Consider the following 16375-nt stretch of genomic DNA (forward strand, 5'->3'; position numbering starts at 1 on the left):
GCTGCGTCGTTTTCGTCAACTTTGGAGTGTTTACAACAATGGCAAAAATCGTCGACATCAAAGGTCGTGAAGTTCTCGACTCCCGTGGCAACCCCACCGTCGAAGCCGACGTGCTTCTCGATAATGGCATCATCGGCAGCGCCTGCGCGCCGTCCGGTGCATCTACCGGTTCGCGCGAAGCGCTGGAACTGCGTGATGGCGACAAGAGCCGTTACCTGGGCAAAGGCGTACTCAAGGCAGTCGCCAACATCAATGGCCCGATCCGCGACCTGCTGCTGGGCAAAGACCCTGTTGACCAGAAAGCCCTCGACCTGGCAATGATCACGCTCGATGGCACCGAAAACAAAGGCAGCCTGGGCGCCAACGCCATCCTCGCCGTCTCCCTGGCTGCGGCCAAGGCGGCTGCACAGGACCAGGACCTGCCGCTGTACGCGCACATCGCCAACCTCAACGGCACACCGGGTGTCTACTCGATGCCGGTACCGATGATGAACATCATCAACGGTGGCGAGCACGCCGATAACAACGTCGACATCCAGGAATTCATGGTTCAGCCGGTAGGCGCCAAGTCCTTCTCCGAAGGCCTGCGCATGGGCACCGAGATTTTCCATCACCTCAAGGCTGTGCTGAAGGCCCGTGGCCTGAGCACTGCCGTAGGTGACGAAGGTGGTTTCGCACCGAACCTGGCGTCCAACGAAGATGCCCTGAAAGTGATCTCCGAAGCCGTCGCCAATGCTGGCTACAAGCTGGGCACCGACGTGACCCTGGCCCTGGACTGCGCGGCCAGCGAGTTCTACGAAGATGGCAAGTACAACCTGTCCGGCGAAGGCCAGGTATTCAATTCCGAAGGTTTCGCCGACTACCTGAAGGGCCTGACCGAGCGCTACCCGATCATCTCGATCGAAGACGGCCTGGACGAGTCTGACTGGGACGGCTGGAAAATCCTCACTGACAAGATCGGCGAGAAAATCCAGCTGGTGGGTGACGACCTGTTCGTGACCAACACCAAGATCCTGAAGGAAGGCATCGACAAGTCGATCGCCAACTCGATCCTGATCAAGTTCAACCAGATCGGCACCCTGACCGAAACCCTGGAAGCCATCCAGATGGCCAAGGCTGCGGGCTATACCGCCGTGATCTCCCACCGCTCCGGCGAAACCGAAGATTCGACCATTGCCGACCTGGCCGTGGGCACCTCGGCGGGCCAGATCAAGACCGGTTCCCTGTGCCGTTCCGACCGCGTGTCCAAGTACAACCAATTGCTGCGTATCGAAGAGCAACTGGCGGGCAAGGCCAAGTACAACGGTCGTGGCGAGTTTCGCGGTTAAGCTGTAAATGGTAAAAAGTCGGCAGATTGCGTCGGAAATTTCACGGTAAAGTGAATTTCGACGCTAATCTGATGGCTACTTAGCACAAGCCTGGTTTTTCCAGGCTTCGTGCTATCAGTTGCTGCAAAAGTTTTGCATGGCTGTCTTTTTTCACTGGATACCCGGATTTCGATGCGCAGTCCCAATTGGTTGTTCCTCGTCTTGCTCTTGTTGCTGGCTGGCCTGCAATACCGCCTATGGGTGGGTAATGGCAGCTTTGCGCAGGTAAAAGACCTGACCGAGCAAATTGCTGCACAGCACGCCGAAAACGAGATCCTGCTGGAGCGCAACCGCGTGCTCGATGCTGAAGTGCTTGAGCTGAAAAAAGGTACCGAGACCGTTGAAGAGCGGGCTCGCCATGAGCTGGGCATGGTCAAGGAGGGCGAGACCCTCTACCAGTTGGCCCAATGAGCACCTGTTTGCCGGCCTTCTGGGCCGTGATTCCTGCCGCGGGCGTCGGTGCCCGTATGGCCGCGGACCGTCCCAAGCAATACTTGCAACTGGGCGGGCGCACTATTCTCGAACACAGCCTTGGCTGTTTTCTCGATCATCCTTCCCTCAAGGGGTTGGTGGTCAGCCTTGCTCCCGATGATCCTTACTGGCCTACGCTGGCCTGTGCGGCGGACCCGCGCCTACAGCGTGCGGACGGTGGTTCGGAGCGCTCGGGCTCGGTGCTCAATGCGCTGTTGCACTTGAATGCCCTGGGCGCCAGTGATGATGACTGGGTGCTGGTGCACGATGCGGCGCGGCCGAACCTGAGCCGTGATGATCTCGATAAACTGTTGAGCCAACTCGCCGATGATCCGGTCGGTGGCCTGCTGGCCGTGCCGGCCCGGGATACCCTCAAACGCGCCGACAAGCACGGGCGGGTGGTGGAAACTGTCGACCGCAGCCTGATCTGGCAAGCCTATACGCCGCAGATGTTCCGCTTGGGCGCCTTGCATCGCGCGCTGGCCGACAGCCTGGTGGCCGATGCTGTCATCACCGACGAAGCCTCTGCCATGGAATGGTCCGGCCAGGCGCCTCGGCTGATTGAAGGGCGTTCGGACAATATCAAGGTGACCCGGCCGGAAGACCTGGAGTGGCTGCGGTTGCGGTGGGCTAACCGTAGGTAGTCAGCCAGACCGTGCCGAGCCTATCGGGGGCAAGCCCCCTCCCACATTAAGATTTGTGAACGCATTCAAAGGTGGGAGGGGGCTTGCCCCCGATGAGGCCCACCCAAACACCGAAATAATCACCGGCTGTACTCCGGCGTTTCAGCCAGCCCCGCCTTCAAAAAATCCACCAGCTTCCTGACCTTCGGCGATAAATGCCGCTGCTGCGGATACAGCGCCCATACCGCCGTGTTTGGCGGTTGATGCGCCTCCAGCAGCGACACCAACGCACCACTGTGCAGATGTTCCAGCACGTAGTAATCCGGCAACTGGCACAACCCAACCCCTTGCAATGCCGCATCCAGCACCGCCTGCCCACTGTTGCAGCGCCAGTTTCCCTGCACTCGCTGGGAAAATTCGCGGCCGTCCTGGGCCAGTTGCCAGATATCCGAACTGCCGATCAGGCAATTGTGCCGGCTCAATTCCGACAAACTGTGTGGCCGACCATACCGTGCCAGGTAGGACGGCGACGCGCACAGATACATGCGTCTAGGGGCGAGACGGCTGGCGACCATGCGCGAATCCTGCAGCCGCCCCAGGCGAATCGCCAGGTCGAGGCCTTCGTGCACCAGATCCAGCTGGCGGTTGCTCAGTTCGATGTCCACCCGTAGCTGCGGATACTGACCCATGAAGCGGGTCACGAGCGGCACGATGAAGCGTTCGCCGTAGGCCACGGCGCAGGTCATGCGCAACATGCCCTTGGGTTCACTGGCCAGGTCGCCCACCGCGCGCAGGGCTTCTTCGCGACCGTCCTGCAGGCGTTGGCAATGCTGCAGGAAAGTCTGGCCGGCCTCGGTCAGTGTCACCTTGCGCGTACTGCGATACAGCAACCGCGTTTGCAGGCGCTCCTCCAGTCGTGCGACTTGCCGGCTGATATGCGATGACGACACCCCGAGGCGTTCGGCCGCCGCCGTGAATTGGCTGCATTCGGCCACGGCGACAAACTCATCAATGCCTTCCCAGCGGTTTTCCAGCATGGTGATTATCCCTGTACAGCAATAAAGTTTTGCTTTTGCCTGGATTATTAATCAGCGGGCCATGTTTTACACTCTCTGCCTCACGTTTTTAACCCCTTGGAGTAATCCGGATGATCAAGTCCCGCGCCGCCGTAGCCTTCGAAGCCAAGAAGCCCCTCGAGATCGTTGAAGTGGATGTCGCCATGCCCAAGGCCGGCGAAGTGCTGTTGCGCGTGGTCGCGTCCGGCGTTTGCCACACTGATGCCTACACCCTGTCGGGTGCGGACCCGGAAGGTATCTTCCCGTCGATCCTCGGCCACGAAGGCGGCGCGGTGGTTGAGGCGATCGGCGAGGGCGTGACGTCGGTAGCGGTGGGCGACCACGTGATCCCGCTGTACACCCCGGAGTGCGGCAAGTGCAAATTCTGCCTGTCGGGCAAGACCAACCTGTGCCAGGCCATCCGTTCCACCCAGGGCAAAGGGCTGATGCCCGACGGCACCACGCGTTTTTCCTACAAGGGCCAACCGATTTTCCACTACATGGGGACCTCGACGTTCTCCGAGTACACCGTGCTGCCGGAAATTTCCGTGGCCAAGATTCCTAAAGAAGCGCCGCTGGAAAAAGTCTGCCTGCTGGGGTGTGGCGTCACCACCGGGATCGGCGCGGTGATCAATACTGCCAAGGTCAAGCCAGGCGACACCGTGGCCATCTTCGGCCTGGGTGGTATCGGCCTGTCGGCGATCATCGGTGCAGTCAAAGCCAAGGCCGGTCGCATCATTGCCATCGACATCAACCCGGCCAAGTTCGAGATCGCCAAACAACTGGGCGCTACCGACTGCATCAACCCGAAAGACTACGACCGTCCGATCCAGGACGTGATCGTCGACCTCACCGACGGCGGCGTGGACTTCTCCTTCGAATGCATCGGCAACGTGCAACTGATGCGTGCCGCCCTCGAGTGCTGCCACAAGGGCTGGGGCGAGTCGGTGATCATCGGCGTGGCCGGTGCTGGCCAGGAAATCGCCACCCGTCCGTTCCAACTGGTGACCGGTCGCGTCTGGCGCGGTTCGGCGTTCGGCGGCGTGCGCGGACGTACCGAGCTGCCAAGCTACGTGGAAATGGCCCAGACCGGCGAGATCCCGCTCGATACCTTCATCACCCACACCATGGGCCTGGAGGACATCAACAAAGCGTTTGACCTGATGCATGAAGGCAAGAGCATTCGTACCGTCATCCACTTCTGAGGTCGGCCATGAGTCTGGAAAACCTGTCGTGCCAGAAAAGCTTCGGCGGCTGGCATAAACGCTACAAGCATCACTCCGATGTGCTCGGTTGCGACATGACCTTCGCCGTCTACCTGCCGCCGCAGGCGGAGCAGGGCGGCAAGCTGCCGGTGCTGTACTGGCTGTCCGGCCTGACCTGCACCGACGAGAACTTCATGCAGAAGGCCGGTGCCCAGCGCATGGCCGCCGAGCTGGGGTTGATCATCGTCGCACCCGACACCAGCCCCCGTGGCCCTGGCGTCCCCGGCGATCCCGATAACGCCTGGGATTTCGGCCTCGGCGCGGGCTTTTATCTGAATGCCACCCAGGAACCCTGGGCCAAGCACTATCGGATGCATGACTACGTGGTGCAGGAATTGCCGGCATTGGTCGAAGCGCATTTCCCGGCTTCGGACAAGCGCGGCATCAGTGGCCACTCCATGGGCGGCCACGGTGCGCTGGTGTGTGCGCTGCGCACCCCGGGGCGTTACCTGTCGGTGTCGGCGTTTTCGCCGATCAACAACCCGATGGATTGCCCCTGGGGCCAGAAAGCCTTCTCCCGTTACCTGGGCGAAGAGCGCTCCAAGTGGCGCGAGTGGGACGCCTGCGTGCTGATCAGTGAAGCCTCGGAAAAGCTGCCGCTGCTGGTGGACCAGGGCGACCGCGACGACTTCCTCGCGGTGCAGCTCAAGCCTGAGGCCCTCGTTCAAGCGGCAAAGGCGGCCAACCATCCGCTGGAGCTGAGACTCCAACCGGGCTACGACCACAGCTACTTCTTCATCGCCAGCTTCATCGAAGATCATTTGCGGCATCATGGCCGTGCTTTGCTCGGTTAATGTGAAGCAAAAGTAGGTAGAATCACGCCCTGAATTAAATCGGGGCGTTTTTTTATGCGTATTGGCCACGGCTACGATGTGCACCGTTTCGCCGAAGGCGACTTCATCACCTTGGGCGGTGTGCGCATTGCACACCACCATGGGTTGCTGGCTCATTCCGACGGCGACGTTGTGTTGCATGCCTTGAGCGATGCCTTGCTCGGCGCAGCCGCGTTGGGTGATATCGGCAAGCACTTTCCGGACACTGACCCAACCTTCAAGGGCGCGGACAGCCGGGTATTGCTGCGCCACGTGGTCGGCCTGATCCATGCCAAGGGCTGGAAAGTCGGCAACGTCGACAACACCATCGTGGCCCAGGCGCCGAAAATGGCGCCCCATATCGAATCGATGCGCGCGCTGATCGCGGCGGATCTGCAAATTGAATTGGATCAAGTGAACGTGAAAGCCACCACCACCGAAAAACTCGGGTTCACCGGTCGGGAAGAGGGCATTGCCGTGCATTCCGTTGCCTTGTTGCTGCGCGCATGAACGACCTGCAACTGTTGGGCCCGCGTGCCTATGGTGAAGCGTTGGGCAGCGCGGTCCTGAAGGCCACGGCGGAAGACTTCCAGGTTGACGAAGTGCTGGATATCCCACTGACCGGCGAGGGCGAACACCTGTGGCTGTGGGTGGAGAAGCGTGGGCTCAACACCGAGGAAGCTGCACGGCGTATTGCCAAGGCCGCTGGCGTGCCGTTGCGTACCGTCAGCTATGCCGGGCTCAAGGATCGCCAGGCGCTGACTCGCCAGTGGTTCAGCGTGCAATTGCCGGGCAAGGCTGACCCGGACATGAGTGCGGCCGAAAACGACACCCTGAAGATCCTCAAGACCGCCCGCCACAAGCGCAAGCTGCAGCGCGGCGCGCATTCGGCGAATGGTTTCACCTTGCGCCTGACCCAACTGGCCGGTGATACCGCAGCCATCGACGCGCGGTTGCAACTGATTGCCCAGCACGGCATTCCCAACTATTTCGGCGCACAGCGCTTCGGCCACAACGGCGGCAACGTCGTCGATGCCCGCGAATGGGCGGCCCGCAAGGCCTTGCCGGAGCAGCGCAACGTGCGGTCGCGGCTGTTGTCCACCGCGCGCAGCTTTCTGTTCAATCAGGTGTTGGCGGCTCGGGTTGCCGACGGTTCCTGGCAGCGAGCCCAGGTCGGCGACCTGCTGGCGTTTACCGACAGTCGCAGTTTTTTCCCGGCGGGGGAGGCTGAGTGCAGCGATCCGCGCCTGGCGATCCTGGACCTGCACCCCACCGGCCCGCAGTGGGGCGAGGGCGATTCGCCCGCCAGCGGCGCGACCCACCTGCTCGAGCAAGCCGTCGCCGCGCAAGAGGCCGACCTGCGCGATTGGCTGGTGAATGCCGGCATGAGCCAGGAACGTCGCATTCTGCGACTGCCCATTGGCGGGTTGACGTGGCATTATCCCGGTCCTGACATTCTGCAATTGGAATTCGTCCTGCCGGCTGGATGCTTCGCCACTGTCTTGGTGCGCGAGCTTGTTGATCTGGTGCCGGCAGGGCAGACGGACAGCCCATGCGTATTCTGATATCAAATGATGACGGTGCCACCGCACCCGGTCTTGCCGCGCTCTATGGCGCGCTGCAAGACTATGCCGAGTGCGTGGTGGTCGCCCCCGACCAGGACAAAAGCGGCGCCAGCAGTTCGCTGACGCTCGACCGTCCGCTGCACCCGCAGGTCCTGGCCAACGGCTTTATCAGCGTGAACGGCACCCCCACCGACTGCGTGCACCTGGCAATCAACAGTTTGCTGGAGCAGGAGCCGGACCTGGTGGTGTCGGGTATCAACCTCGGCGCCAACCTGGGCGATGATGTGCTGTATTCCGGCACCGTGGCAGCGGCGCTTGAAGGGCGTTTCCTGGGGCGCACTTCGTTTGCGTTTTCCCTGGCGTCGCGCCAACTCGACAACCTGCCCACCGCCGCCTATTTCGCGCGCAAGCTGGTGGAGGCCCATGCTTCCCTGGACCTGCCGCCGCGAACGGTACTCAACGTCAATATCCCCAACTTGCCCCTCGACCATATTCGCGGCATCCAGCTGACGCGCCTGGGCCACCGTGCCCGTGCGGCGGCGCCGTTGAAGGTGGTCGATCCGCGTGGCAAGGAGGGCTATTGGATCGCCGCGGCGGGGGATGCCGAAGATGGGGGCGAGGGCACGGACTTCCATGCGGTGATGCAAGGTTATGTGTCGATCACCCCGTTGCAATTCGATCGCACCTTCAGTGATGCCTTCAGTGGTCTCGATGGCTGGCTGGAGGGGCTGCGCTAATGGGCCGTGAACAAGACGACCTGCTGCGTCGCGGTATCGGGATGACCTCCCAGCGTACCCGCGAGCGTTTGATCCAGCGGCTGTATGAAGAAGGCCTGTCCAATGCCCAGGTGTTGGAAGTCATCCGCCGCACGCCGCGCCATCTGTTTGTCGATGAGGCGCTGGCGCACCGTGCGTATGAAGACACCGCGCTGCCCATCGGCCACAACCAGACCATCTCCCAGCCCTATATGGTGGCGCGCATGAGCGAGCTGCTGCTGGCGGCCGGCCCGCTGGACAAGGTGCTGGAGATCGGCACCGGCTCGGGCTACCAGACAGCCGTGCTGGCGCAACTGGTGGAGCGGGTGTTCTCGGTGGAGCGCATCAAGGTGTTGCAGGACCGAGCCAAGGAGCGCCTGGTGGAGTTGAACCTGCGCAACGTGGTGTTTCGCTGGGGCGATGGCTGGGAAGGCTGGCCGGCGCTGGCGCCTTACAACGGCATCATCGTGACTGCCGTGGCCACCGATGTTCCCCAGGCGCTGCTCGATCAACTGGCCCCCGGCGGGCGCCTGGTGATTCCGGTCGGCTCCGGCGAAGTGCAACAATTGATGCTCATTATTCGCGAAGACCAAGGCTTTTCCCGGCATGTCCTGGGAGCGGTTCGCTTTGTGCCGTTGCTCAACGGTCCGCTGGCCTGATCAATTTTCTCCGGCGGTGAATTCTGCTGGTGAGGATGTGTCTTACAGCGAGGTCTATCGAGTCAACAGCATAGGCAGGGCATTTCAACACGCTGAATCATTCGTTTCAGACGTGTGCCGGTAAAAACCCAATGCCCAGTTATACTTGCGTCATATTTCAAGCCTGATACAGGCATACATGTTCAGCCACCAGAAAGGGAGCGGCGGGTGAGTCTCACAGGTCTTGCGCAGCGTATGAGTAAAACAAGCTTTCAGCGACTGGTGCTCGGCCTTGCCCTCAGTTCCTTGCTGGTTGGGTGCTCCAGCTCACCCAGCAGCGGTGCACGAGTGGTCGACCGCAACAGCGCCGTGCCGCAACGGCCTACGGTGACCACCGGACAATATGTGGTCCGCAAGGGTGACACGCTGTTCTCGATCGCCTTCCGTTACGGTTGGGACTACAAGGCGCTCGCAGCTCGTAACAATATTCCTGTGCCCTACACGATCCATCCGGGTCAGACGATTCGCTTCGATGGGCGCAGTGGTTCCACCCCTCCTACGGTGGTGACAAACACCACGTCCTCACCCTCATCGTCGAGCAAAACCACGATCATCACCAGGCCCGCAGGCACTGCCTCGCCAACGATTGCGAGCAAGCCGGCGCCGGCACCTTCACCGCCCGCAGGACCTGCTCCGACGGGCTGGGGATGGCCTTCGAACGGGGTGTTGATTGGAAAATTCTCTTCAAACGGTAGTTTGAATAAAGGCATTGATATCGCCGGGGATTTGGGACAGCCTGTTTTAGCTGCGTCTGATGGCACAGTGGTTTACGCCGGGAGTGGTTTGCGGGGCTACGGCGAGCTGGTCATCATCAAACACAGCGATACCTACGTCAGTGCCTACGGTCATAACCGCAGGCTGTTGGTTCGGGAGGGGCAGCAGGTCAAGGTCGGACAGACAATTGCCGAAATGGGGTCAACGGGTACGGACCGGGTGAAACTGCATTTTGAGATTCGCCGCCAAGGTAAACCTGTAGATCCGCTGCAATTCCTGCCTCGTCGTTGATGTGTTGCCAGCCTGTTCCCTCACGTAGAAGGAACAGGCTCGAGCGTTGCCAAGGATAAAGGCGTCGCTGGAGCTTGAGGTCGAACTCACCAAAGGACTATAACAATGGCTCTCAGTAAAGAAGCGCCGGAGTTTGACATCGACGATGAGCTACTCCTCATGGGAGAGCAAATCGATACGGAATCGATGTCGAATGAGGGACCTGCTGTACCTTCAGTTCGCACCAAGTCCAAGAACTCCACTGCGTTGAAGCAACACAAATACATTGATTACACGCGGGCGCTCGATGCGACGCAGCTGTACCTCAATGAAATCGGCTTTTCCCCTCTGCTTACCCCCGAAGAAGAAGTCCATTTTGCGCGCTTGTCGCAGAAGGGTGATCCGGCTGGGCGCAAGCGCATGATTGAAAGCAACCTGCGCCTGGTGGTGAAAATCGCCCGACGTTATGTCAATCGTGGGCTGTCCCTGTTGGACCTGATCGAGGAAGGCAACCTGGGCCTGATCCGGGCGGTGGAGAAGTTTGACCCAGAGCGGGGCTTCCGCTTTTCAACCTATGCCACCTGGTGGATTCGCCAGACCATCGAACGGGCGATCATGAATCAGACCCGCACGATTCGGTTGCCGATCCATGTGGTCAAGGAGCTCAACGTCTACCTGCGGGCGGCGCGTGAGCTGACTCAAAAACTCGATCATGAACCCTCGCCTGAAGAAATCGCCAACCTGCTGGAAAAACCGGTAGGGGAGGTCAAGCGCATGCTCGGTTTGAACGAGCGCGTGTCTTCGGTCGACGTCTCGCTGGGTCCGGATTCGGATAAAACCCTGCTGGACACCCTGACAGATGATCGCCCTACAGATCCTTGCGAACTGTTGCAGGACGACGATCTTTCCCAAAGCATTGACCAGTGGCTAAGTGAGCTTACGGACAAGCAGCGTGAGGTGGTGATTCGCCGCTTCGGCCTGCGTGGCCATGAGAGCAGTACCCTGGAGGACGTAGGCCTGGAGATCGGCCTGACCCGTGAGCGGGTGCGGCAGATCCAGGTAGAAGGGCTCAAGCGCTTGCGTGAGATCCTGGAGAAGAATGGCTTGTCGAGTGAGTCGTTGTTCCAATAGAACGACGCAGTAAAGCATGTGGGAGGGGGCTTGCCCCCGATGGCGGTATTTCAGTCATGGGTATTTGGCTGACGCACTGCTATCGGTGGCAAGCCCCCTCCCACATTGTTTTGTATCTGACGATCTACTGGCACATAGCCAAATCCCAGGCATAAAAAAACCCCGCTTTTGAGGGCGGGGTCTTTTCGACTAAGTCAGTACAAGTTAGATAACTTGAACTTCTTCAGCTTGCATGCCTTTCTGACCGCGGGTAGCGATGAAAGAAACCTGTTGGCCTTCTTTCAGGCTTTTGAAGCCGTCGGATTGGATAGCTTTGAAGTGAACGAACAGGTCGTCACCGGATTGTGGAGTGATGAAGCCGAAGCCTTTTTCATCGTTGAACCACTTAACGGTACCAGTTTGGCGATTAGACATGGTGTATCTCCTTGGACAAAGTTAACTGCGACTCAGGAAAAGCCCTGGCCGAGACTGAGTGCAAAGAGCAGGAAAAATTCTTGGAGATGGTTGGATCGAAATTCAACATATCGTGTAGAGATTCTCAGTGACACAAGCAGCACAGTGGCGCCACCTTAACCCTTTTTCCGGAACGTGCCAATGGTATTTCCCAAGGTTTCTCCATTTTCGTGACTGGCGGTGGTATTTACAGTCACCCGACACCGCAATGAGGGTCCCGGCCCCGCTGGACGCGGCTCAGGGCAAGGCTGGCATTCGTCAAGAAAACCCCTGCGGCCTTTGAACCCCAACGCCGGCCCCGGTAAGATGCCCCACAGAATTTTTCCACCTCGCTATTCAGGACACCCGCCATGAGCATCAAATCGGACAAGTGGATTCGCCGCATGGCGCAAGAGCACGGCATGATCGAGCCCTTCGTCGAGCGCCAGATGCGCGGTGAAGGCGCTGAACGCCTGATCTCCTACGGTGTTTCCAGCTACGGCTACGATGTGCGCTGCGCCGATGAGTTCAAGGTGTTCACCAACATCAACTCGGCGACCGTCGATCCGAAAAACTTCGATGAAAAAAGCTTCGTCGATATCAAGAGCGACGTGTGCATCATCCCGCCGAACTCTTTCGCCCTGGCGCGCACCGTGGAGTTCTTCCGCATTCCCCGCGACGTACTGACCATCTGCCTGGGCAAGAGCACTTATGCGCGCTGCGGCATCATCGTCAACGTGACGCCGCTGGAGCCGGAGTGGGAAGGGCATGTCACCCTGGAGTTCTCCAACACCACCACCTTGCCGGCGAAAATCTACGCCAATGAAGGTGTGGCGCAGATGCTGTTCCTGCAGTCTGACGAGGCCTGTGAAGTGTCTTACAAGGACCGTGGTGGCAAGTATCAGGGCCAGCGCGGCGTTACTCTCCCACGCGCTTGATCGAAAGGTCTGACACGTTAAGGGAATTTGTCTGCGGGAAGTGACTCTATTGGGTGTACTGCCCCGGCGCGTGCAAAACGCGTCGGGCCACGCTTGAGGAGTACTTTATGAAGATCGACCCGCGAATCAGCGCCGAACTTGCCAGGCTTGAACCCAACCAGATTGGTGTTCTGGCCTGGTCCCTGATGGCCAATCCCGCCTTCGAGGGTGGCGTTCCCGGACAGCCGGACCCTGACCCCTCCCCAGGTCAACCCGAGCAACCGGATGAGCAAGGTGTGCCAACCCTTCCCGACGAGCCACCTCCCGCCCCCGTTGCCTGACAGCTAGCCCAGCGGCCAGACTTCATGATCGCCAATCACATAGATTCGGCGGTCATCGTCCTGTACCACCGCGTGGCCCCCGGTAAATACGCCGAATGCCGGTAGCAGGCTGACGTGTGCCCCAATCTGGAAACACGGCAGCCGCAGACTCTGGCGACCCTTGCCGCGCAGCCGATACACCGGATGCACATGCCCCGCCAGCACGTGGTGGCTGGGGTGTGCGTCGGGCTCATGTTGCAAGGCAAAAGGCCCCATCAGCAGCGGCTCGGTCACCACTTCCATCTTCAAGTCAGCCGGTGGGTCTCCTGCACGCTTGTCGTGGTTGCCGCGAATCAGGGTCAGGGACAGCTCAGTATTGCGCTCACGCCATGCCCTCAGTGCGCTCAGGGTGCCCACGGCGTGCGAGCCGGGCCCGTGCAGAAAGTCGCCGAGAAACACTACCTGCTCACAGGCATGCCGCGACAATAACCGGTCCAGGCGTTCCAGATTGGCTGTTGTCGTGCCCTGCGGCACCGGCTGACCCAGGCTGCGATAGGCCGAGGCTTTGCCAAAGTGTGCATCGGCAATCAACAGGCACTGGCGCGCAGGCCAGTACACCGCCTTGTCTGCCAGCAGCCACAGCGTTTCACCTTCCAGTACCACCTCGCACACCATCAGCGCTTCCCGTTATCCGCGACCTTTTCCAGGTCCTTGACCATCCGCGCAATGCGCTCCGAAAGTTTTTCCGAACTCATGCTTTCGCGCATCCGCTCCACCAGCAATGGGAACGCCAGCGGCGTGGGACGTTCGATCACGTGCAAGTCCAGTTTCAGCGTCGACAGATGACGCAATGTCTCTTCCAACCGACGAATATCCAACTCATCGCGCAGGACTTCTTCCCCGGCCTGGGTCAGCAACAGGTTCTGTGGGTCGTACTGCTTGAACACTTCGAAGAATAATCCGCTGGAGGCCTGCACCTGTCGGGTACTTTTCGGCGCGCCGGGGTAGCCGGCAAACACCAGCCCGGCGATACGGGCGATCTCGCGAAAACGGCGCAGGGCCAGTTCCCCGGCATTCAGGCTGGCCGCCACGTCGTGCAGTAGATTCTCAGGGCTCAGCAAGGTGGCGCTCAACAATGCAGGCCAGTCCACCGGAGTCGCACTCAGTAGCTCCAACCCATAATCGTTCACCGCAATCGAGAAGGTCACCGGTTGCCCCTGGCTGATCCGCCACGCCAGCAAACTGGCCAACCCCAGGTGCACCTGGCGCCCGGCAAACGGGTAAAGGAACAAGTGCCAACCCTCGCGGGACTTCAGCGCTTCGGCCAACAAATGGTCTCGCGTCGGCAAGCCGGACCAGCGCAACTGCGTCTGCAACAACGGTTGCACCGCGCGCATTTCCGGGCCGTCGAATTGGCCGTGGGCCGCCGCATCGAAGCGCTCCACCACGGCCTGCGCCAGCTCGTTGGAAAGCGGCATGCGCCCGCCATTCCAGCGCGGGACCGCGGCTTTTTTCACGTTGCTGCGGCGCACATAAGCGGTCATGTTTTCCACGCGGACCAATTCCAGCAAGCGCCCGGCAAACAGGAAACCGTCCCCCGGCTTGAGCCGAGCGATAAAACCTTCCTCGACACTGCCCAGGTTCTTGCCCCCGCCGCCTTTGCTCCAGTACTTCAGCTGGAGGCTGGCATCGCTGACGATGGTGCCCACGCTCATGCGGTGCCGCCGCGCCAGTCGCGCGTCGGGCACGCGCCAGACCCCATGTTCATCGGGTTCTACGCGGCGGTAGTCCGGGTAGGCGGTGAGTGACAAGCCCCCGTGGCGCACAAAACCCAATGCCCAGGCCCAATCTTCATCCGTAAGGTCGTGATAAGCCCAGGCACCGCGCACCTCTGCCAGCAGCGCATCCGGGGTGAACCCACCGCCCAGTGCCATGCTCACCAGGTGCTGTACGAGCACATCCAGCGGCTTGTGGGGCGATTCCCGCGCTTCGATACGCCGCTGGGCGATCGCGTCCTGGGCCGCCGCGGCCTCCACCAGTTCCAGGCTGTGGGTCGGCACCAGCGTCACCCGCGAAGGCCGTCCCGGCGCATGCCCCGAGCGTCCGGCCCGTTGCATCAAGCGCGCCACGCCTTTGGCCGAGCCAATCTGCAGCACCCGCTCCACCGGCAGGAAATCCACCCCGAGGTCCAGGCTGGAGGTGCAGACTACTGCCTTGAGCTGGCCATCCTTCAGTGCCCGTTCCACCCAGTCACGGGTTTCTCGCGACAGTGAGCCGTGGTGCAGTGCAATCACGCCCGCCCAGTCCGGGCGGGCGTCCAGCAACGCCTGGAACCAGATTTCCGACTGCGCCCGCGTGTTGGTAAACACCAGGCAACTGCTGCTGGCGTCTACTTCGGCCACCACTTGGGGGAGCATTTTCAAGCCAATGTGCCCGGCCCACGGAAAGCGTTCGGCGAGCGGTGGCAGCAAGGTGTCGACTTTCAGTTGCTTGTTCGTTTGTCCCTGTACATTGATCCCGTCGCCTTGTGGGACCAGTACCTCCAAGGCGTGGGATTGGTTGCCCAGCGTTGCCGAAATTCCCCACACCATCAGCGCCGGGTGCCAGCGTCGCAGCCGCGCCAGCGCCAGTTGCAACTGCACGCCGCGCTTGTTGCCAATCAATTCATGCCACTCGTCCACGACCACCATGCGCAGGTGCGCCAGGCTCGTTTCGCTGTCGGCGCGGGCGAGCATCAGGGTCAGGCTTTCCGGGGTGGTGACCAGCGCCGTGGGCTGGCGTCGGGTCTGGCGGGCGCGCTCGCTGCTGCTGGTATCGCCGGTGCGCAGGCCGACGCTCCACGGAATCTGCAACGCCTCCAGCGGCGCTTCCAATGCGCGAGCGGTGTCGGCGGCCAGGGCGCGCATGGGCGTAATCCACAGCACGGTCAGCGGTTCGGCAGGCGGTTTGCGCTTGCCCGTCGCGGGCGGACGGGTGATGGCGAAGCGATTGAGCGCGGCGAACCACAGGGCATAGGTTTTACCCGCGCCGGTACTGGCATGCAGCAACCCCGACTGGCCGTCCTTGACGGCCGACCACACACCTTTCTGAAACGTGAACGGTTTCCAGCCCTTGGAGGCGAACCATTGCTTGGCGAAGTCGATGGGTTTTGCCATTGGGTGGCTGACACTCTGAAAGGCCTATTCCACAGACCTTCCAGAGCGGGCAAAGGTTTACTTCAAGTTGCCGCGCAAGAACTGCTGCAAACGCTCGCTCTTCGGATTGCCCAACACATCCTCAGGTGTGCCGTGCTCCTCCACCAAGCCCTGGTGCAGGAACAGCACCTGGCTCGAGACCTTGCGCGCAAAGCTCATCTCATGGGTCACCATGATCATGGTGCGACCTTCTTCAGCCAGGCCCTGGATCACCTTCAACACTTCGCCCACCAACTCCGGGTCGAGGGCTGAGGTGGGTTCGTCGAACAGCATCACTTCCGGCTCCATCGCCAGCGCGCGGGCGATCGCCACCCGTTGCTGCTGGCCGCCGGAGAGAAAGGCCGGGTATTGATCGGCCACGCGCGCTGGCAGGCCTACCTTGTCCAGATAGCGACGGGCGCGGTCTTCGGCGTCCTTCTTGCTGCACCCCAGCACCCGGCGCGGGGCCATGGTGATGTTTTCCAGCACGCTCATGTGGCTCCACAGGTTGAAGTGCTGGAACACCATGGCCAGCCGCGTGCGCAGGCGCTGCAATTCGGCTTCGTCGGCCACCCGCATGCCGTCGCGGTCGCTGACCATGCGGATCGGCTGGCCGTCGAGGGTCATGGCGCCGTCGTTCGGGGTTTCCAGAAAATTGATGCAGCGCAGGAAGGTGCTCTTGCCGGAGCCGCTGGCGCCGATCAGGCTGATCACGTCGCCAGTCTTGGCCTTGAGCGAGACACCCTTGAGCACCTCATTGTCGCCATAACGTTTATGCAGGCCTTCAACGGTCAATTTGTACATGGG

General features: G+C 60.8%; 18 protein-coding genes. 13 read left to right on the forward strand and 5 right to left on the reverse strand.

Annotation, left to right across the window (positions count from 1 at the left end):
• Positions 1–38: 38 nt before the first annotated feature.
• The 3 genes from eno to ispD all read left to right on the forward strand — a co-directional run bounded on the left by eno (position 39) and on the right by ispD (position 2482).
• Entirely contained in the window at positions 39–1328 is a 1290-nt protein-coding gene (eno, locus tag CQ041_RS02280) for a phosphopyruvate hydratase (RefSeq protein WP_105520575.1), read from the forward strand.
• Between the two features lie 171 nt (positions 1329–1499).
• Positions 1500–1778 carry a cell division protein FtsB gene (ftsB, locus tag CQ041_RS02285; protein WP_003231201.1) on the forward strand — a complete coding sequence of 93 codons (279 nt, stop codon included), beginning with the start codon at positions 1500–1502 and terminating at the stop codon, positions 1776–1778.
• A complete protein-coding gene (gene ispD, locus CQ041_RS02290; RefSeq protein ID WP_105520574.1) occupies positions 1775–2482 on the forward strand; it encodes a 2-C-methyl-D-erythritol 4-phosphate cytidylyltransferase in 708 nt (235 codons plus the stop codon). Before ftsB ends, ispD begins: the two co-directional genes overlap by 4 nt.
• A gap of 119 nt (positions 2483–2601) precedes the next feature.
• On the opposite strand, the gene CQ041_RS02295 is transcribed toward ispD, so the two are convergent.
• Positions 2602–3498 (reverse strand): LysR substrate-binding domain-containing protein, encoded by an 897-nt coding sequence (locus CQ041_RS02295; protein WP_105520573.1) that lies wholly within the window; start codon positions 3496–3498, stop codon positions 2602–2604.
• A 110-nt stretch (positions 3499–3608) separates the two neighbouring features.
• Here CQ041_RS02295 and CQ041_RS02300 point away from each other — a divergent pair, with 110 nt between their 5' ends.
• The 8 genes from CQ041_RS02300 to rpoS all read left to right on the forward strand — a co-directional run bounded on the left by CQ041_RS02300 (position 3609) and on the right by rpoS (position 10726).
• A complete protein-coding gene (locus CQ041_RS02300) occupies positions 3609–4721 on the forward strand; it encodes an S-(hydroxymethyl)glutathione dehydrogenase/class III alcohol dehydrogenase (protein WP_105520572.1) in 1113 nt (370 codons plus the stop codon).
• Between the two features lie 8 nt (positions 4722–4729).
• Positions 4730–5575: an S-formylglutathione hydrolase gene (gene fghA / locus CQ041_RS02305; protein ID WP_105520571.1), complete on the forward strand. Its 846-nt coding sequence runs from the start codon at positions 4730–4732 to the stop codon at positions 5573–5575.
• Positions 5576–5629: 54 nt separating this feature from the next.
• The gene (gene ispF / locus CQ041_RS02310) at positions 5630–6103 is read left to right on the forward strand and encodes a 2-C-methyl-D-erythritol 2,4-cyclodiphosphate synthase (protein WP_012722614.1); all 474 of its coding nucleotides are present in this window, start codon (positions 5630–5632) and stop codon (positions 6101–6103) included.
• The gene (gene truD / locus CQ041_RS02315; RefSeq protein ID WP_105520570.1) at positions 6100–7158 is read left to right on the forward strand and encodes a tRNA pseudouridine(13) synthase TruD; all 1059 of its coding nucleotides are present in this window, start codon (positions 6100–6102) and stop codon (positions 7156–7158) included. Before ispF ends, truD begins: the two co-directional genes overlap by 4 nt.
• Positions 7146–7895 (forward strand): 5'/3'-nucleotidase SurE, encoded by a 750-nt coding sequence (surE, locus tag CQ041_RS02320; RefSeq protein WP_105520569.1) that lies wholly within the window; start codon positions 7146–7148, stop codon positions 7893–7895. Before truD ends, surE begins: the two co-directional genes overlap by 13 nt.
• A 41-nt stretch (positions 7896–7936) precedes the next feature.
• The gene (locus tag CQ041_RS02325) at positions 7937–8572 is read left to right on the forward strand and encodes a protein-L-isoaspartate(D-aspartate) O-methyltransferase (protein WP_177429347.1); all 636 of its coding nucleotides are present in this window, start codon (positions 7937–7939) and stop codon (positions 8570–8572) included.
• 207 nt (positions 8573–8779) lie between these two features.
• A complete protein-coding gene (locus CQ041_RS02330) occupies positions 8780–9616 on the forward strand; it encodes a peptidoglycan DD-metalloendopeptidase family protein (protein WP_105520567.1) in 837 nt (278 codons plus the stop codon).
• A gap of 105 nt (positions 9617–9721) precedes the next feature.
• A complete protein-coding gene (gene rpoS / locus CQ041_RS02335; protein WP_105520566.1) occupies positions 9722–10726 on the forward strand; it encodes an RNA polymerase sigma factor RpoS in 1005 nt (334 codons plus the stop codon).
• Positions 10727–10930: 204 nt separating this feature from the next.
• On the opposite strand, the gene CQ041_RS02340 is transcribed toward rpoS, so the two are convergent.
• Positions 10931–11140, reverse strand: a complete 210-nt coding sequence (locus CQ041_RS02340; protein ID WP_002554837.1) for a cold-shock protein — start codon at positions 11138–11140, stop codon at positions 10931–10933.
• A gap of 389 nt (positions 11141–11529) precedes the next feature.
• Between CQ041_RS02340 and dcd the strand changes: the two genes are divergently transcribed.
• Positions 11530–12096: a dCTP deaminase gene (gene dcd, locus CQ041_RS02345; protein ID WP_016973172.1), complete on the forward strand. Its 567-nt coding sequence runs from the start codon at positions 11530–11532 to the stop codon at positions 12094–12096.
• Positions 12097–12203: 107 nt separating this feature from the next.
• On the forward strand, positions 12204–12416 hold the full coding sequence (locus tag CQ041_RS02350) for a hypothetical protein (protein ID WP_105520565.1): 213 nt from the start codon (positions 12204–12206) through the stop codon (positions 12414–12416).
• A 3-nt stretch (positions 12417–12419) separates the two neighbouring features.
• On the opposite strand, the gene pdeM is transcribed toward CQ041_RS02350, so the two are convergent.
• From pdeM to CQ041_RS02365, 3 genes are read right to left on the reverse strand one after another with little or no spacing between them, the layout of a single operon-like run.
• On the reverse strand, positions 12420–13070 hold the full coding sequence (gene pdeM, locus CQ041_RS02355; RefSeq protein ID WP_105520564.1) for a ligase-associated DNA damage response endonuclease PdeM: 651 nt from the start codon (positions 13068–13070) through the stop codon (positions 12420–12422).
• Positions 13070–15550 (reverse strand): ligase-associated DNA damage response DEXH box helicase, encoded by a 2481-nt coding sequence (locus CQ041_RS02360; protein WP_105520563.1) that lies wholly within the window; start codon positions 15548–15550, stop codon positions 13070–13072. The genes pdeM and CQ041_RS02360 overlap by 1 nt, the downstream gene beginning before the upstream one ends.
• Positions 15551–15607: 57 nt before the next feature.
• Positions 15608–16372: an ABC transporter ATP-binding protein gene (locus CQ041_RS02365; RefSeq protein WP_105520562.1), complete on the reverse strand. Its 765-nt coding sequence runs from the start codon at positions 16370–16372 to the stop codon at positions 15608–15610.
• Positions 16373–16375: the final 3 nt, after the last annotated feature.

The organism is Pseudomonas sp. MYb60 (assembly GCF_002979555.1).
Taxonomy (GTDB): Bacteria; Pseudomonadota; Gammaproteobacteria; order Pseudomonadales; family Pseudomonadaceae; genus Aquipseudomonas.